At 70.5% G+C, this 19,566-nt stretch carries 19 protein-coding genes and 1 pseudogene; 11 read left to right on the top strand and 9 right to left on the bottom strand.

All coding sequences use genetic code 11. From position 1 onward, the window contains the following. Nucleotides 1–30: 30 nt before the first annotated feature. Nucleotides 31–540 (top strand): HAD domain-containing protein, encoded by a 510-nt coding sequence (locus tag FDM97_RS12340; RefSeq protein WP_137990458.1) that lies wholly within the window; start codon nt 31–33, stop codon nt 538–540. An 11-nt stretch (nt 541–551) separates the two neighbouring features. Here the strand turns inward: FDM97_RS12340 and argH are convergent, their stop codons facing one another. Both argH and FDM97_RS12330 read right to left on the bottom strand, forming a co-directional pair. After that, nucleotides 552–1,979: an argininosuccinate lyase gene (gene argH / locus FDM97_RS12335; RefSeq protein ID WP_137990457.1), complete on the bottom strand. Its 1,428-nt coding sequence runs from the start codon at nt 1,977–1,979 to the stop codon at nt 552–554. Between the two features lie 103 nt (nt 1,980–2,082). Beyond that, nucleotides 2,083–3,279 (bottom strand): argininosuccinate synthase, encoded by a 1,197-nt coding sequence (locus FDM97_RS12330; RefSeq protein ID WP_137990456.1) that lies wholly within the window; start codon nt 3,277–3,279, stop codon nt 2,083–2,085. A 355-nt stretch (nt 3,280–3,634) separates the two neighbouring features. On the opposite strand from FDM97_RS12330, the gene FDM97_RS12325 reads away from it, so the two are divergent. The 7 genes from FDM97_RS12325 (at nt 3,635) to FDM97_RS12295 (ending at nt 9,498) form a co-directional block, all read left to right on the top strand. After that, complete coding sequence (locus FDM97_RS12325; RefSeq protein WP_137990455.1) at nt 3,635–3,751, top strand: keywimysin-related RiPP; 117 nt, start codon at nt 3,635–3,637, stop codon at nt 3,749–3,751. A gap of 97 nt (nt 3,752–3,848) precedes the next feature. Then, nucleotides 3,849–5,717 carry an asparagine synthase-related protein gene (locus tag FDM97_RS12320; RefSeq protein ID WP_137990454.1) on the top strand — a complete coding sequence of 623 codons (1,869 nt, stop codon included), beginning with the start codon at nt 3,849–3,851 and terminating at the stop codon, nt 5,715–5,717. Next, on the top strand, nt 5,714–6,013 hold the full coding sequence (locus FDM97_RS12315; RefSeq protein WP_137990453.1) for a lasso peptide biosynthesis PqqD family chaperone: 300 nt from the start codon (nt 5,714–5,716) through the stop codon (nt 6,011–6,013). The genes FDM97_RS12320 and FDM97_RS12315 overlap by 4 nt, the downstream gene beginning before the upstream one ends. Further along, nucleotides 6,010–6,396: a lasso peptide biosynthesis B2 protein gene (locus tag FDM97_RS12310; RefSeq protein WP_137990452.1), complete on the top strand. Its 387-nt coding sequence runs from the start codon at nt 6,010–6,012 to the stop codon at nt 6,394–6,396. Before FDM97_RS12315 ends, FDM97_RS12310 begins: the two co-directional genes overlap by 4 nt. Before the next feature lie 12 nt (nt 6,397–6,408). Next, nucleotides 6,409–8,205: an ABC transporter ATP-binding protein gene (locus FDM97_RS12305; RefSeq protein WP_137990451.1), complete on the top strand. Its 1,797-nt coding sequence runs from the start codon at nt 6,409–6,411 to the stop codon at nt 8,203–8,205. Beyond that, nucleotides 8,181–8,777 (top strand): pyridoxamine 5'-phosphate oxidase family protein, encoded by a 597-nt coding sequence (locus tag FDM97_RS12300; RefSeq protein WP_137990450.1) that lies wholly within the window; start codon nt 8,181–8,183, stop codon nt 8,775–8,777. Before FDM97_RS12305 ends, FDM97_RS12300 begins: the two co-directional genes overlap by 25 nt. A 37-nt stretch (nt 8,778–8,814) precedes the next feature. Beyond that, the gene (locus FDM97_RS12295; RefSeq protein WP_137990449.1) at nt 8,815–9,498 is read left to right on the top strand and encodes a L,D-transpeptidase family protein; all 684 of its coding nucleotides are present in this window, start codon (nt 8,815–8,817) and stop codon (nt 9,496–9,498) included. Here FDM97_RS12295 and FDM97_RS12290 read toward each other — a convergent pair. The 5 genes from FDM97_RS12290 to argC are packed head-to-tail and all read right to left on the bottom strand — an operon-like array spanning nt 9,495 to nt 14,316. After that, nucleotides 9,495–10,031 carry an arginine repressor gene (locus FDM97_RS12290; protein WP_137990448.1) on the bottom strand — a complete coding sequence of 179 codons (537 nt, stop codon included), beginning with the start codon at nt 10,029–10,031 and terminating at the stop codon, nt 9,495–9,497. The genes FDM97_RS12295 and FDM97_RS12290 overlap by 4 nt on opposite strands. A gap of 7 nt (nt 10,032–10,038) precedes the next feature. Continuing rightward, nucleotides 10,039–11,238: an acetylornithine transaminase gene (locus FDM97_RS12285; protein ID WP_137990447.1), complete on the bottom strand. Its 1,200-nt coding sequence runs from the start codon at nt 11,236–11,238 to the stop codon at nt 10,039–10,041. After that, nucleotides 11,235–12,143, bottom strand: a complete 909-nt coding sequence (gene argB / locus FDM97_RS12280) for an acetylglutamate kinase (RefSeq protein WP_137990446.1) — start codon at nt 12,141–12,143, stop codon at nt 11,235–11,237. Before argB ends, FDM97_RS12285 begins: the two co-directional genes overlap by 4 nt. Further along, nucleotides 12,140–13,291 (bottom strand): bifunctional glutamate N-acetyltransferase/amino-acid acetyltransferase ArgJ, encoded by a 1,152-nt coding sequence (gene argJ, locus FDM97_RS12275; RefSeq protein WP_137990445.1) that lies wholly within the window; start codon nt 13,289–13,291, stop codon nt 12,140–12,142. Before argJ ends, argB begins: the two co-directional genes overlap by 4 nt. Continuing rightward, nucleotides 13,288–14,316, bottom strand: coding sequence for an N-acetyl-gamma-glutamyl-phosphate reductase (argC, locus tag FDM97_RS12270; RefSeq protein ID WP_137990444.1), 1,029 nt, complete (start codon nt 14,314–14,316; stop codon nt 13,288–13,290). The genes argJ and argC overlap by 4 nt, the downstream gene beginning before the upstream one ends. Before the next feature lie 280 nt (nt 14,317–14,596). Between argC and FDM97_RS12265 the strand changes: the two genes are divergently transcribed. The 3 genes from FDM97_RS12265 to FDM97_RS12250 all read left to right on the top strand — a co-directional run bounded on the left by FDM97_RS12265 (nt 14,597) and on the right by FDM97_RS12250 (nt 17,423). Next, the gene (locus FDM97_RS12265) at nt 14,597–14,791 is read left to right on the top strand and encodes a hypothetical protein (protein WP_137990443.1); all 195 of its coding nucleotides are present in this window, start codon (nt 14,597–14,599) and stop codon (nt 14,789–14,791) included. A 677-nt stretch (nt 14,792–15,468) separates the two neighbouring features. Then, nucleotides 15,469–15,936: a DUF2199 domain-containing protein gene (locus FDM97_RS12260; RefSeq protein WP_254705914.1), complete on the top strand. Its 468-nt coding sequence runs from the start codon at nt 15,469–15,471 to the stop codon at nt 15,934–15,936. A gap of 923 nt (nt 15,937–16,859) precedes the next feature. Continuing rightward, entirely contained in the window at nt 16,860–17,423 is a 564-nt protein-coding gene (locus tag FDM97_RS12250; RefSeq protein ID WP_137990441.1) for an SMI1/KNR4 family protein, read from the top strand. Here the strand turns inward: FDM97_RS12250 and FDM97_RS12245 are convergent. Both FDM97_RS12245 and FDM97_RS12240 read right to left on the bottom strand, forming a co-directional pair. Further along, nucleotides 17,418–18,120, bottom strand: a pseudogene (locus FDM97_RS12245) (transposase). The gene FDM97_RS12250 and the pseudogene FDM97_RS12245 overlap by 6 nt on opposite strands. 420 nt (nt 18,121–18,540) lie before the next feature. Beyond that, the gene (locus tag FDM97_RS12240; RefSeq protein ID WP_137990440.1) at nt 18,541–19,551 is read right to left on the bottom strand and encodes a quinone oxidoreductase family protein; all 1,011 of its coding nucleotides are present in this window, start codon (nt 19,549–19,551) and stop codon (nt 18,541–18,543) included. Nucleotides 19,552–19,566 lie beyond the last annotated feature (15 nt).

The following is a 19,566-nucleotide window of genomic DNA, read 5'->3' as shown; positions in this document are numbered from 1 at the left end:
TCACGGAGGACAGGAAGGAATGCTGTGGACATGACGAAGCCACTACTGCTGATCGACGTGGACGGGCCGCTGAATCCCTATGCGGCGCAGCCCGAACGCCGGCCGGAGGGATACGGCACGCACCGGATGCGGCCGGGCGGCTGGTTCGAGACGAAGCCCCTGCGCGTGTGGCTGAACCCCGCGCACGGTGACGAGCTGCGCGCGCTCTCCGAGGCGTACGAGCTGGTCTGGGCGACCACCTGGAAGGGCGAGGCCAACGACTGGATCGGGCCCCATCTCGGGCTGCCCGAGCTGCCGTTCGTCGACTGGCCCCAGATGCACGGAAAGGCCCCTCGCGGGACCTTCTGGAAGACGCGGTACATCCTGGAGTACGCGGCCGGGCGGCCGTTCGCCTGGGTCGACGACGACATCACCCCGTACGACCACGAGTACGTGGACCAACACCACCTCGCCGCCGCCCTGTTGCTGCACGTCGACCCCCGACTCGGACTGCTCCGGCCGGACTTCGACGCGCTCGCGGACTGGGCGGCGGCGCTGTAGCTCTGCGGTGTTCAGTTCTTGGCGGTGGCCCAGGCGTGCTGGATGACCAGGTCCGCCTTGACCTCGACCAGCTGGGCGGCGACCGCCGACGGAGCCGTACCGCCGCGGCCGTCGCGGGAGGCCAGGGCGCCCGGGACATTGAGGACCGTGCGGACCTCGGGGGTCAGGTGCTCGGAGATCTTCACGAACTGCTCGTCCGTGAGCTCGTCCAGCTCCTTGCCCTCCGCCTCGGCGACCTTCACGCACTCGCCGGCCACCTCGTGCGCGACCCGGAAGGGGACGCCCTGCTTGACGAGCCACTCGGCGATGTCGGTCGCGAGCGAGAAGCCGGCCGGGGCCAGCTCCTCCATGCGCTCCCGGTTGACGGTGAGCGTGGCCATCATGCCGGTGAAGGCGGGCAGCAGCACCTCCAGCTGGTCGCAGGAGTCGAAGACCGGCTCCTTGTCCTCCTGGAGGTCACGGTTGTAGGCCAGCGGCAGGGCCTTGAGCGTGGCCATCAGGCCGCTGAGGTTGCCGATGAGACGGCCCGACTTGCCCCGGGCCAGCTCCGCGATGTCCGGGTTCTTCTTCTGCGGCATGATCGACGAGCCGGTGGAGAAGGCGTCGTGCAGGGTCACGAAGGAGAACTCCTTCGTGTTCCAGATGATGATCTCCTCCGCGATACGGGAGAGGTTGACCCCGATCATCGCGGTGATGAAGGCGAACTCGGCGACGAAGTCGCGGGAGGCCGTGCCGTCGATCGAGTTGCCGGCCGAACCCCGCTCGAAGCCGAGGTCCTTGGCGACCGCCTCCGGGTCGAGCCCGAGGGACGAGCCGGCCAGCGCGCCGGAGCCGTACGGAGAGACCGCCGTCCGGGTGTCCCACTGCCGCAGCCGCTCGGCGTCCCGGGAGAGGGACTGGACGTGGGCGAGGACGTGATGGGCGAAGAGCACCGGCTGGGCGTGCTGGAGGTGCGTACGGCCCGGCATGGCGACGTCCGGGTGGGCCTCCGCGAGGCCGACGAGCGCGTCCTGGAGGTCGGCGATCAGACCGCCGATGATCCGGGCGTGGTCGCGCAGGTACATCCGGAAGAGGGTGGCGACCTGGTCGTTGCGGGACCGGCCGGCGCGCAGCTTGCCGCCGAGGTCGGGGCCGAGGCGCTCCAGGAGGCCGCGCTCCAGGGCGGTGTGGACGTCCTCGTCGGCGATCGTGCCGACGAAGGAGCCGTCCGCCACGTCGGCTTCGAGCTGGTCGAGGCCGGCCAGCATGCGCGTCAGCTCGTCCTCGGTGAGCAGCCCCGCCTTGTGGAGCACGCGCGCGTGGGCGCGGGAACCGGCGATGTCGTAGGGCGCGAGGCGCCAGTCGAAGTGGACCGACGCGGACAGCTTCGCCAGGGCCTCGGCCGGGCCGTCGGCGAACCGGCCGCCCCAGAGCCGGACGTCACCGTTGTTGCTGCTCACAGCTACTGCTCCTCAAGAGGGTGGATATACCGCCGCCTCCCCGCCGCGGAGGATCGGGGAGGCGGCTGTGGAACGAGTCGTACTTACGCGAGGTCACGTCGGGCTACGCCCGCAGATCACGCCGTGCGGCGATCTTCGCCGACAGCGCGAAGATGTCGATGAAGCCCTGCGCCTTGGACTGGTCGAACGTGTCGCCCGAGTCGTAGGTGGCGAGGTTGAAGTCGTACAGCGACTCCTCGGACCTCCGGCCGGTGACGACGGCGCGGCCGCCGTGCAGGGTCATCCGGATGTCGCCGGTGACGTGCTGGTTGGCCTCGTTGATGAAGCCGTCCAGGGCGCGCTTGAGCGGGGAGAACCACAGGCCGTCGTAGACCATCTCGCCCCAGCGCTGCTCGACCTGCCGCTTGTAGCGGGCCAGTTCACGCTCGACGGTGACGTTCTCCAGCTCCTGGTGGGCGGTGATCAGGGCGATCGCGCCCGGAGCCTCGTACACCTCACGGGACTTGATGCCCACGAGCCGGTCCTCGACCATGTCGATCCGGCCGATGCCCTGGGCGCCGGCGCGCTCGTTGAGCTGCTGGATCGCCTGGAGGACGGTGACGGGCCTGCCGTCGACGGCGACCGGGACGCCCTCCTTGAAGGAGATGACGACCTCGTCGGCCTCGCGCGGGACGGCGGGGTTCTGGGTGTACTCGTAGATGTCCTCGATCGGCGCGTTCCAGATGTCCTCGAGGAATCCGGTCTCGACGGCGCGGCCGAAGACGTTCTGGTCGATGGAGTACGGGGACTTCTTGGTGGTCGCGATCGGCAGGTTCGCCTTCTCGGCGAAGGCGATGGCCTTGTCCCGGGTCATAGCGTAGTCGCGGACCGGGGCGATGCACTTCAGGTCAGGGCCGAGCGCCTGGATACCGGCCTCGAACCGCACCTGGTCGTTGCCCTTGCCGGTGCAGCCGTGGGCGACGATCCCGGCACCGTGCTTCTCGGCGGCGGCGACGAGGTGCTTGACGATGGTCGGCCGGGAGAGCGCCGAGACCAGCGGATAGCGGTCCATGTAGAGGGCGTTGGCCTTGATCGCCGGGAGGCAGTACTCGTCGGCGAACTCGTCCTTGGCGTCCGCGACCTCGGCCTCGACCGCACCGCAGGCGAGCGCGCGCTTGCGGATGACGTCCAGGTCCTCGCCGCCCTGACCGACGTCCACCGCGACGGCGATGACCTCGGCGCCCGTCTCCTCGGCGATCCAGCCGATGGCGACGGAGGTGTCCAGACCGCCCGAGTAGGCGAGTACGACGCGCTCGGCCACGGGTTTCTCCTTACCTTGCAAGCACTGATGGGTATAACTATGCAGTGCACCGTATGTTTTGTCAATCGACCCCCGGGGGCGCCCCCTCGCCCCGGAAGATCCACACATACCTCCCGCCGGATCGGGTAGGCTGAGAAGCGCACAAACCGCTCATATCGCGCGACCAAGTGGGTTGAAACGCTGAACAATTGAGCGTGTAACCGGTCCGGACTCACCTGATGGTCCCGAGTTCCGACCGAGACCTTGCGGGGGCTTGATCCGCACCGTGTTCCCAGGAGGCGATCCGCCGGCGGTCCGTCGTGCGGCCGCCGCGTGATCGTCGCCGTCCGCTCTGGGAGTGAGGGGAGGTGTACCCATGCGTGCCTACGAGCGTCCCACCCTGATCCGGGTCGGCTCCTTCCGTAAGGAGACCGGGCATTTCCGTAAGGGCAAGGGACCGCCCGACATCCTGTTCAAGGGCAACCTGCTGTGACGCTGTGAAGGGAACAGCGCTGTGACCCGATGACGGGCGCCGAGCGCCCGCCACCGGGTCCTGAACCGACGGGCGCCACGGGAAAGGTGGTGCGACCGTGCCCGACCCCTCCCAACTCGCTCTCGTCCCCTCCTGGTTCGCCGTCCTCCCGGACAGCCCGTCAGCCGCCCCGGCGGCCTCGGCACTGCGTGCGTACGCGCCGCGGACCGTCCTTCATCCGTCCGGGCGGCCCTGGATCGTCGGCCGATGGGACCGGGGTGCCCTGACGGCCGGACATGCGGGGAGAAACGCGCTCGCGCTGGCCGGAGAGCACACGGCCGGATCGCGGCGGCTCGACGAGGCCGCCGCGGCTCTGCGTACGGTCACCGACGCCGACACCTTCGCGCGCGCCACACCCGGCAGCTTCCATCTGATCGCCTCCGTCGACGGGCGGGTACGCGTCCAGGGCACGGTGTCGGGCCTCCGGCGCGTCTACCGCGCCGACATCGACGGCGTCACGGTGGCCTCCGACCGGGCCGACGTCCTCGCGCTCCTGGCCCACAGCGGCCCCGACGAACGGCGACTGGCCGTCCTGCTCCTCGACCCGCCGCAGCTCCACCCGGTCACGGCGCGGCCCGTGTGGAGCGGTGTGCGTCTCGTACCGGCGGACAGCTGTCTGCTGCTGGACGCCGAAGGGACACCGCGGCAGCTGCGCCGGTGGCGGCCGCCCGAGCCCGAGGTGCCGCTGGCCGAGGGAGCCGTGGCGCTGCGCGCGGCCCTGGCGGAGGCCGTGGAGGCCCGGACCGGCGGGCGCGCCCTGATCAGCAGCGATCTGAGCGGGCTCGACTCGACCTCGCTGTGCGCGCTCGCGGCGCGCGGCGACACCGAGGTCGTCGCCTGCACCGCCGCGAGCGAGGACCCGCTGGACGAGGACGTCCGGTGGGCGGGCATCACGGCCGCCGCGCTGAGGCGCGTCGAGCATCACATCGTCCCGGCCGAGGACATGCCGGGGATCTACCAGGGGCTGCTCGCCCTCACACCGCCGCTCGACGAGCCGATGGACGAGCCGTGCGGCGGCATCGCCGACCACGCGCGCTGGCTCGCCATCGTCCGCCCGGCCGTCGCCCGCGGCTCCCCCTGCCACCTCACCGGCTACGGAGGCGACGAACTGCTGAGCAGCGCCCCCCTCCACGTCCGGACGCTGCTGTACCGCCGCCCCGCGGCGGGCCTGCGGCTGCTGCGCGGCCTCGCCGCGCAGTACGGGTGGCCGCGCGCCGAGACGCTCAGGCAGCTTCGTGCCCTTCCCCCGTACGGCAGCTGGCTGCGCGGGGCCGCGGACCGGCTCACCACTCCCCCTCCGCCCCAGCCCGTGCCGCAGCTCGACTGGGGCCCCACGCCGCGCCTCGCCCCCTGGGTCACGGCCGAGGCGGCCGACGCGGTACGGGAGCTGATCCGGGCCGAGGCCGCCACCGCGCGGCCCCTGGCCGCGGTCCCCGGCCTGCACGACGACCTCGACGGCCTGGGGGAGGCGGCCCGCGCGGTCCGGCTCATCAGCGGGCCCGCCGCACGTCTCGGGCTCACCCTGTCCGCCCCCTACTTCGACGACCGGGTCGTCGAGGCCGCGCTGTCGGTGCGTCCGGAGGACAAGCGGCAGCCGTGGACGTACAAACCCCTGCTCCAGGCGGCGATGCGCGGCATCGTGCCCGAGGCCGGGCTGCACCGGCCGGCCAAGTCCGGCGGGCTCTGCGATCTGGACGCGGCGCTGCGGGCGAACCGCGCGGAGCTCCTCGCCCTGTTCGAGGGCTCCCGGCTCGGCCGGCTCGGTCTCCTGGACGAGGCCGCAATGCGCCGTATCTGCGGCGGCCCGCTCCAGCATCAGCCGTACGACCTGCACGACGCCCTGTACCAGGCCGTGGCCTGCGAGACCTGGCTGCGCACCTGGGAGCGGGCCGCCGCGCACCCGACCACGGTGGGAGCACGACCATGACGCCACGACTGCGCAGCGGCGTGTCCTTCGCGCAGACCGACTACGGTCTCGCGCTGCTCGACGAGCGACAGGGAACCTACTGGCAGCTGAACCCCACAGGAGCTCAGGTGCTGCGCGCCCTGCTCGACGGGCGGACGGCGGAGCAGGCCGTACGGGAACTGACCGCCGAGTACGCCATCGACGACGACAGCGCCCACCACGACGTGCAGGAGCTGCTCACCGCCCTCTTCGCCTCGGGCCTGCTGGTACGGGAGGAACAGGAGGAACGGGAGGAACGGGAGGGGAGCCGTCCATGAACGTCTCCGGTCCGTGGCGGCGCGCCCAGGTCCACGGGGTGGTCGCGCTCGCCCGGCTGCTGGCCCGCCGGCCACCCGGCCGCATCCGCGCGGTGCTCGTCCGGGTGAGCCGGGGCGCCCGTCCGGCCGGGTACGCCGACGCCAGGGCGGCCAGGGAGGCCGTCACCGCGGTGAGTCCGGCCTGCGGCAGGCCCGAGGCCTGTCTGCCGCTGTCGCTGGCCACGGTGCTGCTGTGCCGCCTCGGCGGTGCGTGGCCGACCTGGTGCGTGGGGGTGCGCACCCTCCCGCCGTTCGGCGCGCACGCCTGGGTCGAGGCGGAGGGCAGGGCCGTCGGCGAACCGCATCCGCCCGGCTACTTCCAGACCTTCTTCACCGTTCCCTGAGAGCCGTTCCCCGTGAACGCCGAGGCCGGCCGGGCCACAGGAACGCGCGGTGGAGCGCGGGAGATCCTGCGTGTCCTGCGCGGCCACGGTCGCCGTATCGCGCTCGCCGTCCTCCTGACCGTGTCCGCCTCGGCGCTCGGTCTGGCCCAGCCCCTGGTGGTCAGGCAGCTGATCGAGGCGGCGGGCGCCGGGGCCGCCGTGGCGCCCGGCGTCACGCTGCTCGCCGGGCTCTTCGTCGCCCAGACAGGGGTCCAGTGCCTGGCGCAGTACGTACTCGCCCGCACCGGCGAAGGGGTGGTCCTCGGCATCAGACTCGACCTCATCGGACATCTGCTGCGGCTGCCGATGCGTACGTACGACCGGCATCGCATCGGCGACCTGATCTCGCGCACGACCTCCGACGGCACCGCGCTGCGGCTGCTCGTCGCCGAAGGGTTCACCGACACCGTCACCGGCGGTATCGGGCTCCTCGGGGTCGTGGTGCTGATGCTGTGGCTGGACTGGGTGCTCTTCCTGATCGTCGTGGCCATGGTCGGCCTCGGCACCCTCGTCGTGTGGTCGGTGCTGCGCGGCATCGAGAGCGCGTCGCTGCGCGCCCAGGAGGCCACGGGCGCGATGAGCGCGGAACTGGAACGGGCCCTGTCGGCGATCCGTACGGTCCGCGCCAGCCGCGCCGAGCCGCGGGAGGCCGAACGCATCGGGGCGCGGGCCAGGTCCGCCTGTGCGGAGGGCGTACGGGTCGGCAAGCTGGACGCGGTGGTCGCGCCGGCGATCGTGCTGAGCGTCAACGGGTCGTTCCTGCTCATCGTCGTCATCGGCGGGATACGGGTCGGCGCCGACGACGGTTCCTTCGCGGATCTCGCGGCCTTCCTGCTGTACATGCTCTATCTGGTGGGCCCGCTCGGCGCCGTCTTCCAGGCGGCGAGCACCCTGCGCCAGGGGCTCGGGGCGCTGCGGCGCATCACCGAGATCCTCGATCTGCCGGTCGAACAGCCCGGTGGAGCGCCGCACGTACGCGTCACGGCGGCCCCCCGTGACGTACCCACGGCACCTGTTCTCGAGTTCCAGGACGTGTGGTTCGGCTACGCGCCCGAGCGCCCGGTCCTGCGGGGCGTCTCCTTCCGGGTGCCGCCCCAGGCGCATGTGGCGCTGGTCGGGCGTTCGGGAGTCGGCAAGTCGACCGTCTTCGCGCTCGCCGAGCGCTTCTACGACCCCGACCGCGGCCGGATCCTCTTCGAGGGCCGGGACATACGGCAGGTCAGCCGCGCCGAGCAGCGGTCCCGCACGGGGCTCGTCGAACAGCACGCCCCGGTGCTGCACGGCACCCTGCGGGAGAACCTCGTCTACGCGGCCCCGGACGCCGCGCCGGACGACCTGCGCCGGGTGATCGAACTGGCGCAGCTGGCCGACCTGGTGGCCAGACTGCCCGAGGGCCTCGACAGCGACGTGGGTGAGCACGGGATGTCCCTCTCGGGCGGGGAGCGGCAGCGGATCGCGATCGCCCGGTCCCTTCTCACCCACCCGAGCCTGCTGCTCCTCGACGAGCCGACGGCGCATCTGGACGCCGTCAACGAGGCGGCGCTGCGGCGGTCGATCCTGCGGGCCTCCGCCGACTGCGCGCTGCTGGTCATCGCGCACCGGCTCTCGACCATCCGGGCCGCCGATCTGATCGTGGTCATGGACGGGGGCCGGGTCGTGGCGTCGGGGAGCCATGCCGAACTGATGGACACGAACGAGCAGTACCGGCTCTTCTCCTCGGGATCGCGTCGGGAAGAATCGACGGCATGGGAAAAACGCATGAACGCATAGACGGACGACTCCGCGCCTTCATCGAGGCCCAACCGATGTTCTTCACCGCGACCGCGCCGCTCGGCGGCGAGGGCACCATCAACCTCTCCCCCAAAGGACTGACCGGCTCCTTCGCCGTCATCGACGAACTGACCGTCGCCTACCTCGACTTCGCGGGCAGCAACGCCGAGACGATCGCGCATCTGCGGGAGAACGGCCGCATCACCCTCATGTGGTGCGCCTTCCAGGGGCCGCCGAACATCGTCCGCGTCCACGGGCGGGGCGAGCCCGTGTTCCGCGACGATCCGCGGTGGGACGGGCTCATGGCGCACTTCCCCTCGATCGACGTCACCCAACACGGGCTGCGCGCGATCGTCGTGGTCACCGCCGAACTGGTCCGGGACACCTGCGGGTACGCCGTGCCGTTCATGACGTACGACGAGGACCGCGATCTGCACGGGAAGCGGTTCGCGCGCGAGGACGACGAGTCGCTGAGCGCGTACTTCGCGAAGAAGGAGCACATCGCGTCGAGCATCGACGGGCTGCCGGGGGTGCCGCTCCCGCTGCCGCCGCTCCCCCGCACGGGTCACTGACCTGGCGACGGCTCGATGGCGCGCCTAGCGTCGCGCCATGCGCACCGTTCTCGCCCTCGGGGCCGTCCTCGCCTCCCTCGCGGCCGCTCCCGCCCCCGCCGCTGCCCGTGCTCCTGCCCCGGGATCCCAGCTGATCACCGCCGAGGCGGCCACCGCGAAGTCCACGACCGGGACCGTCACCTGGTGGGACCGGCGGGGCGGGCGGTGGGTGAAGGCAGGCTCGGCCCCCGCCCGCTTCGGGGCCAAGGGCCTGGTGGAGGGGCACCGGCGCCGGCAGGGGACGAACACCACGCCGACGGGGCTGTACTCGCTCCCGTACGCGTTCGGGATCAAGAAGGCGCCCGGCGGGACAGCCTACCGCTATGTCCGCGTGACCGACCGGTCCTGGTGGTGTCAGGACAACGACTCCCGCGCCTACAACCGCTGGGTCGAGGACCTCCCGCGCGACTGCCGGGCCGCCGAGGCCGAGCGTCTCGTCTCGTACGGGAAGCAGTACGCGCACGCCCTCGTCATCGGCTTCAACTACGACCGGCCCGTGCGCGGGCGCGGCGCCGGGATCTTTCTGCACGTCAACGGGCGTGGGGCGACGGCCGGTTGTGTGTCCGTACCGGCCGGTGCCATGCGCCGGATCCTCGACTGGGCGGATCCGGCGCGCCACCCGCGGATCGCCATCGGCACGCGGAGCGGACCGACGGCGATCAGCCGGTACGAGCCCCGCTAGCGGTCGTTCTGGGCGAGCCGCAGCAGGTGGTCGGCGAGCGCCTGGCCGCCGGCCGGGTCGCGGGAGATCAGCAGCAGTGTGTCGTCACCCGCGATCGTGCCGAGGATCGCCTGGAGTTCGGCCTGGTCGATGGCCGACGCGAGGAACTGGGCCGCTCCCGGCGGGGTCCGCAGGACCACCAGGTTGGCCGAGGCCTCGGCGGAGATCAGCAGTTCGCCGGAGAGGCGCCGCATGCGCTCCTCCTTGGCGGACTCGCCGAGCGGCGCCTGCGGGGTGCGGAATCCGCCCTCGCTGGGCACCGCGTAGATCAGCTCGCCGCCCGTGTTGCGGATCTTCACCGCGCCGAGCTCGTCGAGGTCGCGGGAGAGCGTCGCCTGGGTGACGCTCAGCCCGTCGTCCGCGAGGAGCTTGGCCAGCTGGCTCTGTGAGCGCACCGGCTGCCGGTTGAGGATGTCGACGATCCTGCGGTGGCGTGCGGTACGGGTCTGCGGAACGGACGGCCCGCCGTGCTCGGTTTCCTGCGCGTCGGTCATCGTCGTCTCATTCTCCGGTTCGTCCTTCCCCGTTCACCGCTTCGTCGAGGACACCGGGCAGCGCTGCCAGGAATGCGTCCACCTCCGCGTCGGTGATGATCAGTGCCGGCATGAGCCGTACGACATCGGGGGCGGGCGCGTTCACCAGGAGACCGGCGTCCTGAGCCGCCTGCTGCACCTGGGGTGCGAGGGACTCGGTGAGCACGATACCCAGCAGGAGGCCCGCCCCACGGACATGGGAGACCAGCGGGTGCCGCAGACCCTCGATTCCGGCGCGCAGCTTCTCGCCGAGCCGCTTGACCTCGTCGAGGGTTCCGCCGGTGCCGAGGGTGTCGAGGACGGCCAGTCCGGCGGCGCAGGCGACCGGGTTCCCGCCGAAGGTGGTGCCGTGGTGTCCGGGCTTGAACAGCTCGGCCGCCGCGCCGAAGGCGACGGTCGCGCCGAGCGGCAGGCCGCCGCCGAGGCCCTTGGCGAGGGTGACGATGTCGGGGTCCACCCCCTGGTGCCCCTGGTGCTCGAACCAGTGCCCGGTCCGCCCGATGCCCGTCTGGACCTCGTCGAGGACGAGGAGGGTGCCGGTGGCGCGGGTGATCTCGCGGGCGGCCTGGAGGTAGCCGACGGGCGGGACGACGACGCCGTTCTCGCCCTGGATCGGCTCGATGATCACGAGAGCCGTCTCCTCGGTGACCGCGGCGCGCAGGGCCTCGACGTCTCCGTACGGGACATGCGTGACGTCGCCGGGCAGCGGCAGGAACGGGGTCTGCTTGCCGGGCTGGCCGGTCAGCGCGAGCGCGCCCATGGTCCGGCCGTGGAAGCCGCCCTGGGTGGCGACCATGTGGGTCCGGCCGGTCAGCCGGCCGATCTTGAAGGCGCCTTCGTTGGCCTCGGCGCCGGAGTTGCAGAAGAAGACCTTGCCGGGGCGGCCGAAGAGCTGCAGCAGCCGCTCGGCGAGGGCCACGGGCGGCTCGGCGACGAAGAGGTTGGAGACATGGCCCAGGGACGCGATCTGCCGCGAGACGGCCTCGACGATCGCCGGGTGGGCGTGGCCGAGCGCGTTGACGGCGATGCCGCCGACGAAGTCGACGTACTCCTTGCCGTCGGCGTCCCAGACCTTGACGCCCTCGCCGCGGACGAGGGACAGCCGGGGCGTGCCGTAGTTGTCCATCAGCGAGCCTTGCCACCGCTGGGTCAGTTCCGCGTTGGTCATGACGATTCCCCCGTCTCCTCGTCGGGCACGACCATCGTGCCGATGCCCTCGTCGGTGAAGATCTCCAGCAGGATCGAGTGCTGCACCCGGCCGTCGATCACGCGGGCCGTGGTGACCCCGTTCCGCACGGCGTGCAGACAGCCCTCCATCTTGGGGACCATTCCGCTGGAGAGCTCGGGCAGCAGCTTCTCCAGCTGGCTCGCGGTGAGCCGGCTGATGACCTCGTCGCTGTTCGGCCAGTCCTCGTAGAGGCCCTCGACGTCGGTCAGGACCATCAGGGTCTCGGCGTCCAGCGCCGCAGCGAGAGCCGCAGCCGCCGTATCAGCATTGACGTTGTAGACATGTCCGTCGTCCTGGGAACGGGCGATGGAGGAGATGACCGGGATCCGGCCGTCCTCCAGGAGCGCCTCGATGGCGCCGGTGTCGATCGCGGTGATCTCGCCGACCCGGCCGATGTCGACCTGTTCGCCCGCGATGACCGGCTGGTGCTTGGTGGCCGTGATGGTGTGCGCGTCCTCGCCGGTCATGCCGACGGCGAACGGGCCGTGCTGGTTGAGCAGCCCGACGAGCTCGCGCTGGACCTGGCCGGCGAGGACCATCCGTACGACGTCCATCGCCTCGGGGGTGGTGACCCTGAGGCCGGCCTTGAACTCGCTGACCAGGCCGGCCTGGTCGAGCGCGGCGCTGATCTGGGGGCCGCCGCCGTGCACGACGACCGGCTTGAGGCCGGCGTGGCGCAGGAAGACGACGTCCTGGGCGAAGGCGGCCTTGAGCTCCTCGTCGATCATGGCGTTGCCGCCGAACTTGATGACGACGGTCTTGCCGTGGTGGCGGGTCAGCCAGGGCAGGGCCTCGATGAGGATCTGGGCCTTCGGGAGCGCGGTGTGCTTACGGGTACTGGTCATGAGGAGTACGCGCTGTTCTCGTGGACGTAGTCGGCGGTCAGGTCGTTGGCCCAGATGACGGCGGACTCGGACCCGGCGGCGAGGTCGGCGGTGATCGTGACCTCCCGGTAGCGCATGTCGACGAGGTCGCGGTCCTCGCCGACCGAGCCGTTCCTGCAGACCCAGACGCCGTTGATGGCGACGTTGAGCTCGTCGGGCTCGAAGGTGGCCTGCGTCGTGCCGATGGCGGAGAGCACCCGGCCCCAGTTGGGGTCCTCGCCGTGGATGGCGCACTTGAGGAGGTTGTTACGGGCGATGGAGCGGCCCACCTCGACGGCGTCGTCCTCGGTCTCGGCGTTGATCACCTCGATACGGATGTCCTTGCTGGCGCCCTCGGCGTCGCCGATGAGCTGGCGGGCGAGGTCCTCGCAGACGCTCGTCACGGCCGCGGCGAACTCCTCGTACGCCGGGGTGATGCCGGAGGCGCCGGAGGCGAGGAGGAGGACGGTGTCGTTCGTGGACATGCAGCCGTCGGAGTCGACCCGGTCGAAGGTGACCTTGGTGGACTGCCGCAGCGCCTGGTCGAGGGCCTTGCTCTCGACGTCGGCGTCGGTGGTGAGGACGACGAGCATGGTGGCGAGGCCGGGGGCGAGCATGCCCGCGCCCTTGGCCATGCCGCCGACGGTCCAGCCGTCCTTGGCGACGACGGACGTCTTGTGGACGGTGTCGGTGGTCTTGATGGCGATGGCGGCCTTCTCGCCGCCGTGCTCGGAGAGCTCGCTCGCGGCCTTCTCGACGCCGGGCAGGACCTTGTCCATGGGGAGCAGGAGGCCGATGAGGCCGGTGGAGGCGACGGCCACCTCGCCCGCGCCGATGTTCAGGACCTCGGCGACCTTCTCGGCGGTGGCGTGGGTGTCCTGGAAGCCCTGGGGTCCGGTGCAGGCGTTGGCGCCGCCGGAGTTGAGGACGACGGCGGTCAGCTCGCCGGTGGCGAGGACCTGCTGGGACCACAGGACGGGGGCGGCCTTGACGCGGTTGGAGGTGAAGACTCCCGCGGCGGCGCGGCGCGGCCCGGTGTTGACCACGAGGGCCAGGTCCGGGTTGCCGTTCTCCTTGATTCCGGCGGCGATGCCCGCTGCCGTGAATCCCTTCGCTGCGGTGACGCTCATGGAGCGACTCCAATCGTGGAAAGTCCGGTGTCCTCGGGGAGCCCGAGGGCGATGTTCATGCTCTGCACCGCGCCGCCGGCGGTGCCCTTGGTGAGGTTGTCGATGGCGCTGATCGCGATGATCCGGTTCACGGCCTCGTCGTACGCGACCTGGATCGATACGGCGTTGGAACCCTGGACGGACGCCGTGGAGGGCCACCGGCCCTCGGGGAGCAGGTGGACGAAGGGCTCGTCCGCGAAGGCCTTCTCGTACGCGGCCCGTACGGTCTCGGCCGTCGTGCCCGGCTTCGCCTGCGCGGAGCAGGTGGCGAGGATGCCGCGGGGCATCGGGACGAGGGTCGGGGTGAAGGACACGCCGACCCGCTCGCCGGCCAGAGCGCTGAGGTTCTGGATCATCTCGGGGGTGTGCCGGTGCCCGCCGCCGACGCCGTACGGGGAGACGTTGCCCATGACCTCGCTGCCGAGCAGGTGCGGCTTGAGGGCCTTGCCCGCGCCGGAGGTGCCGGTGGCGGCGACGATCACGGCCTCGGGCTCGGCGAGACCGTTCTCGTACGCGGGGAAGAGCGCGAGGGAGACGGCGGTGGGGAAGCAGCCGGGCACCGCGATGCGCTTGGACCCCTCCAGCGCGGCGCGGGCGCCCGGCAGTTCGGGCAGGCCGTAGGGCCAGGTGCCGGCGTGCGGGGAGCCGTAGAACGCCTCCCAGTCAGCGGAGTCCTTGAGCCGGAAGTCGGCGCCCATGTCGACGACGAGGACGTCCGGGCCGAGCTGCTCGGCGACGGCGGCGGACTGCCCGTGCGGGAGCGCGAGGAAGACGACGTCGTGTCCCACGAGCGCCTCGGCGGTGGTGGGCGCGAGGACGCGGTCCGCGAGCGGGAGGAGGTGCGGCTGGAGGCCGCCGAGCTGCTGGCCGGCGTTCGAGTGGCCGGTCAGCGTGCCGATCTCGACGTGGGGGTGGGTGAGGAGGAGTCGCAGGAGCTCTCCGCCCGCGTACCCGCTCGCACCTGCCACCGCTGCTCGTACCGTCATCAAAACCCTCCTCATCGATGGCATGACTATACGCATCGCCGCACTTTTATGCAAAGGCTGGCGATGACCTCGTCGTTCCGTACGCCGTCGACCCGACAGCAGCCGCAGGGCTGGAGACGGGTCCGCGGTGGACGCGTCGGTGGATCACGGCGTGGAAGGCGGCTCGGGCTGAGGTGACCTGCCCCGTCCGGGACCTGGCCGGCTTTCCGGCGTTCGTGTCGGCCCCAGTACGCGCCTTCACGTGGCAGGCGGGAGAGCGGCACCGCTCCGGATTGCAGACATGCTGGCCACGGGCCGGATGCATGGCTTCGAGAGCCCGGCTGAGCGCCGCCTGCTGCTGGCGTCGGACTTCGTGGGTGGTGTCGAGGAGGCGCTGGCCCAGCCGTTCAGGTTGCGGTTCAGGGACCACACCCCGGATTTCCTGGCGCCGCTGCCCGGGACAGCAGTGCTGATCGACGTCCGGCCGGCCGTCTGATCAAGGACAAGGACCTGGTCAAGTTCGCCGCGGCCGAGCGGGCGGCAGCCGCAGCCGCAGCCGCAGCCGGATGGCGCTTCCTGGTGGTGACCGGCTGGCGCCGTAACGTGGCCACCCGACTGGACACGCTGTCTGCCCGACGTCGGCCGATGGCCGACCGCTCGGCCTGCACGGTGAACTGCCGGAGTTGGCCTCCGAACGTCCACGGCGGTTGGGAGAGCTGACGGACGCGACGCGCATGCCCTCCATGTCCTATGGCACCGGCGCCTGGCGATGGATCTTGCCCAGCCGTTGGGTGACACTGTGTGGATGTACTTGGCGGGGAGGCCGTGATGCTTGAGGGGCCCAGCGATCAAGGGGCCGAAGATCTCCAAGAACATGATCCGACCAGGGCACGGATCGGGGTGGCGCATCTCCTGGAGGTCCAGACCGGCTACCGCAGCGGCAGTCGGCATCGGGCACAGCCGGGAGAGCCCAGGCCCGGGTACGACCCGCCGCACACCACGTTGACCGAGCGACGCCATGTCGATCTCCAGGACCCTAGGCGCCGCGCAGCAAGGCGGGCCACAGGTGGGTGCCGGCCGGTTGCACCGAAGCCGATCACTAGGCTCCCCGTCGTGACCAGTGATCTCGGATTCGCCTGCTCGTGCTGCGGCGCGCACCACCCTGAGCTGCCCATGAACTACACGGCCGAGGCCCCAGCTGTCTGGGATCCGACCTTCGCTGACGCCGACGACTGCCTGCTCTCGTCAGACCAGTGTGTGATCCAGGCGCAGCACTACTTCGTCAAAGGCCTGATCGAGATACCGGTGATCGGTAGCGACGAGGTGTTCTCCTGGGGTGCCTGGGTGTCTCTCAGTCGCGAGAACTTCTCCCGCGCGGCGGACCTGTGGGACACGCCAGGCCGGGAGTCCGAGAAGCCGTACTTCGGCTGGCTCACAACCGACCTGCCGGTCTACTCGCCCACGACCCTCAACCTCAAGACCAACGTCCACACCCGCCCGATCGGCCAGCGTCCCTTCATCGAGCTCGAACCTACCGACCACCCTCTCGCCGTTGAACAGCGAACGGGGATCACCCAGGACCGCGTACGGGAGATCGCCGCGGCCGTGCTGCACCCCTCCCGCGGCAGGAGGCAGCAGTGACGGGGGGACGCACGAGAGCCGCTGACCCCTCGGGCGCCAGAAGCCTGAGCCGCCGAGCCCGATATTTCGTCGAGGGGCATGGGCTGCGGGTTCCCCGCCGCGACCTCACGCGCTGTCGGGAGGTATGGCTCAAACGGGGGATACCGGCTGCCGAGATCGACCGGGCCGTGACCTTCCAAGAGCGCTGGGGCGGCTTCGCTCTGCCCCCGGCCCCCGCATACGAGGGTGGCCCGCGCGTTCTGGAAGCCGATGTTCCCGAAGGCTCGGCCGCGGACGGATGGCGGTTCCCGGCCGGCGGCTGTCGCGTCTCCATGGAAGCCCTGGCGTTGGCCGACCACGCGGGCCACCGCGCCAAGACCATCACTGGTGGCAGGGCAAGGATTCGCTGATCGCCGTCTACCGCGGCGAAGCCTCAGGCTTTGACGCCCCCCACTGCCTGAGGGCCCATATCTACGGCGGACTCGATGCATGGGGCCTCAGCGGCAGTTGACACGCGGATGGCCAAGCTCTCCGGCCCGGCGCCGCCGGCTGAGCACCGACTTGGCCGAAGGCCAACTAGAGCGCTCAGTAAGCGTTTTCGGCTTCGTCCCTCCAGGGTGAGGGCGGCACGGACGACTGACGTCATGGCGTGGGGGTGAGCGGGCTCCGGTCAACTGGCTCGGAGAGTCCGAGAGGAGGTCGGCAAGGAAGCGCAGGAGCATGGCGGCTCGGTCTGTGTACCCGACGGCCTGGGCAAGCGGCCGTTTGACGGATGGCCACCGCGCTGAGGAGCCGGCACTGTGCCTTGGGTCGGAAGACGGTCGTGGGGAGGGGCGGGAGGCACGCTCGAAGTAGCATCCCTGCACGGTTCTCCGGTCGGCACTTCGCAACCTCCGTCGTGGAGCAGTCGGACGGAGGCATCCATGCAGAGAGGGCGGAGGACGATGAGTGTGGCTGAGAGTTGGTCCCGCGTGATGACTCTTCTTCGGCAGCACGCGCCGGCCGATCACGCGGACCTGCCAGGGCCCGCTACTGAGCAGACGCTCGCGGCCGCCGAGGAACGGATGGGGGTCTCGCTCCCTGAGGATCTGCGGACGTGGCTGCTGCAGAACAGTCTGGATCTCCCCGATAGAGACGACGACGTGATGTGTTGCGGCTTCGACGGGTTCCCGGACGAGGGAAGCTTCTTTCTGGGCATCCGAGCGATAGAGAGGCTGTACGCGAACCGCTCCACGTCCTGTGGATTCGACCCTCCGGACCAGCCGGACAACCCGTTCTGGCGCAATGAGTGGATCCCGTTCCTGTCGGACCAGGACGGCTGGATGGGAAAGTTCATCGACGTACGGGACGGGCGTGTCGGCAGGTGGTTCGTGGGTGACGTCACGGTCACGGGAGAGTACGAATCGATGGCCCAGTATTTCGACTCCGTAGCGGAGATGCTGACGAAGATCGCCGAGGGAAGCTACCCAGTCTGTAAATTCTCCGAAGGGCGGCTCGTCTGGTCATGAGGCGGCGCCCCACCTGGCTTTGCGGAGGATCCGCCAGGACTTGAGTCGCGCGATGCCGCGTTCGACCGGTGCTCGTGCCGCTGACAGGGCCCGGTCGACCGTCCGCTGGGTCGTGGTGAGGTCCCGGTTCGGGAGCCGTCTGATGGGTGTGGTCACCCAGGGGCCGGCGCCGATGTAGGCGCGGTCGGCGAGGATCGGAACGCCCTGGCGTTCGCAGATCCGGATGATGCGATGGGTGCGGGCCGCGGTCAGGTCATGGGTACGGCCGGGCAGCGCGGGCGAGATCCACAGCAGCTTGCCCGAGGGGTCGGCTACGACCTGTACGTTCACGCCGTGACGGCGGTGCTTCTGGGAGAAGTCGGCCCGGCTGTCGCCGACGCGGTCGCACTCGGCGAGCGTCCCGTCGAGCAGGACGTCATCAGGATCTGTCTCGCGCAGGACACGCAGAAGGCCGGGTGCCCGGCCGGACAGGTGCTGGACGACGGCTTTGACGTAGGCGTGGGCGGTGCCGACGGATATACCGAAGCCGGCGGCGACGCGCGAGCGTGTCGTGCCGGCGAAGGTAGACCAGGCCCACGACTGCACGCTGGTGGGGCGGCAGCTTGCAGCGTCGGCCTTCCTCACGGGTGACGATGAGCATCGATACCCACTCGACCAGAGCATGAGGCAGGTCAAGTGCGGCAGGTTGGGGAACCAACAGGGCTCAGGTGCCGATGGGTTGAGACTTCCAACACCTCTCTCAACGGTGCGGGAGCCTTGTACGTTGCGGTCCTCATCCCGATCCGGTGCGGGTCACTCGATCAGTGGCCACTCTGAAAGAGCTCAGTCACAGATGTCGACTTCCTGGCGGTAGACGGCGAGTGGCGGTGCGCGGTGGTCACCGGCAAGGGGCCGCCGAGTGAACGTCGCCCAGATGTTCTGTCCCGGGAGGTTGTGGACGGGTGAGCCAGGTCTCGGCTGAGGGATCTTGAAGGGGTGTGACCCGGATACGCCAGAAACCCGCCAGAACTTGATCTTGGCCTGCTGAGTGCCTGACGCTGTCGGGGATCTTGGCGATGACGGTCGGCCATGCCCTCGACATCTCAGTCTCCAAGATCCCCGACCTCGTCACCCGCGATCAGCTCTGCGTCTCCTCGCGGCGTCCCATAGCGGCCGCATCGGGTATGACGAGCAGCTTGCCGGTGGTACGCCGAGCCTCCAGATCGCTGTGGGCCTGGGCGGCCTCGGGCAATGCGTAGCGGCCCGTTACGGTGACCTCAAGCGCGTTGGAGCGCACCCACTCGAACACATCGGCGGCCCGTCGGAGCAGTTCGGACCGATCGGCGATGAAGTCCCCGAGGCTGGGCCGGATCAGGGTCAGCGAACCGCCGTGGGCGAGCCGAATCGGATCAAACGGAGGCACGGCGCCACTTGCCGCGCCGAAGAGCACGAGATGGCCGCGGGCTCGCAGGCTGGCGAGGCTCGCATCGAAGGTGTGCGCGCCGACGCCGTCGAAGACAACCGGCAGTCCCTGACCGCCGTTGAGCCGCCTCACCTCGGCTGCGAGATCGTCGACCGCGGAGGAAAGGATCACCTCAGCGGCCCCGGCACGCTTCGCCAGCTCGGCCTTCGCCGTGGTCGACGTCGTGCCGATCACCCTGCCGCCGAGATGGGTGATGAGCTGGGTCAAAAGCAGCCCCATGCCACCAGCAGCCGCATGCACAAGCACCGTGTCGCCCCCCTGAACCGGGTAGGCGTCCTTGACGAGATAGTGCGCGGTCATGCCTTGGAGGAGCACGGCGGCGGCGGTCTCGAAGCCGATATCGTCGGGCAGCGGCACCAGCCGGGAGGAGTCCACGACGGCCCGCTCGGCATACGTGCCGGGAATCTCCACCCAACCGACCCGGTCCCCGACTGCGACGTCAGCGACGCCGGGTCCAACTTCGACGACCGTGCCGGCGCCCTCAGCGCCCGGGGTGAAGGGCAGCGGGAGACTGTACCGGCCTTCGCGGTGGTAGACGTCGAGGAAGTTGACCCCGGATGCGGCGACCTCCACGACCGCCTCGCCCGGACCCGGCCGCGGCTGGTCCACCTCGGCCTCCTGCAGCACCTCGGGACCGCCCACTTCGTACACCTGAATCGCTCGCATGACCCCTCCAGTAAC

The organism is Streptomyces vilmorinianum (assembly GCF_005517195.1).
Classification (GTDB): Bacteria; Actinomycetota; Actinomycetes; order Streptomycetales; family Streptomycetaceae; genus Streptomyces; species Streptomyces vilmorinianum.
This window is presented reverse-complemented; position numbering and strand designations above follow the sequence as displayed.

Bases quoted from the DNA above. Each gene is read 5' to 3' on its own strand.
- FDM97_RS12340 (WP_137990458.1), top strand. From the start codon at position 31: ATGACGAAGCCACTACTGCTGATCGACGTGGACGGGCCGCTGAATCCC.
- FDM97_RS12325 (WP_137990455.1), top strand. From the start codon at position 3,635: ATGCGTGCCTACGAGCGTCCCACCCTGATCCGGGTCGGCTCCTTCCGT.
- FDM97_RS12315 (WP_137990453.1), top strand. From the start codon at position 5,714: ATGACGCCACGACTGCGCAGCGGCGTGTCCTTCGCGCAGACCGACTAC.
- FDM97_RS12310 (WP_137990452.1), top strand. From the start codon at position 6,010: ATGAACGTCTCCGGTCCGTGGCGGCGCGCCCAGGTCCACGGGGTGGTC.
- FDM97_RS12300 (WP_137990450.1), top strand. From the start codon at position 8,181: ATGGGAAAAACGCATGAACGCATAGACGGACGACTCCGCGCCTTCATC.
- FDM97_RS12295 (WP_137990449.1), top strand. From the start codon at position 8,815: ATGCGCACCGTTCTCGCCCTCGGGGCCGTCCTCGCCTCCCTCGCGGCC.
- FDM97_RS12290 (WP_137990448.1), bottom strand. From the start codon at position 10,031: ATGACCGACGCGCAGGAAACCGAGCACGGCGGGCCGTCCGTTCCGCAG.
- FDM97_RS12285 (WP_137990447.1), bottom strand. From the start codon at position 11,238: ATGACCAACGCGGAACTGACCCAGCGGTGGCAAGGCTCGCTGATGGAC.
- argB (WP_137990446.1), bottom strand. From the start codon at position 12,143: ATGACCAGTACCCGTAAGCACACCGCGCTCCCGAAGGCCCAGATCCTC.
- argJ (WP_137990445.1), bottom strand. From the start codon at position 13,291: ATGAGCGTCACCGCAGCGAAGGGATTCACGGCAGCGGGCATCGCCGCC.
- argC (WP_137990444.1), bottom strand. From the start codon at position 14,316: ATGACGGTACGAGCAGCGGTGGCAGGTGCGAGCGGGTACGCGGGCGGA.
- FDM97_RS12265 (WP_137990443.1), top strand. From the start codon at position 14,597: ATGCTGGCCACGGGCCGGATGCATGGCTTCGAGAGCCCGGCTGAGCGC.
- FDM97_RS12260 (WP_254705914.1), top strand. From the start codon at position 15,469: ATGAACTACACGGCCGAGGCCCCAGCTGTCTGGGATCCGACCTTCGCT.
- FDM97_RS12250 (WP_137990441.1), top strand. From the start codon at position 16,860: ATGAGTGTGGCTGAGAGTTGGTCCCGCGTGATGACTCTTCTTCGGCAG.
- FDM97_RS12240 (WP_137990440.1), bottom strand. From the start codon at position 19,551: ATGCGAGCGATTCAGGTGTACGAAGTGGGCGGTCCCGAGGTGCTGCAG.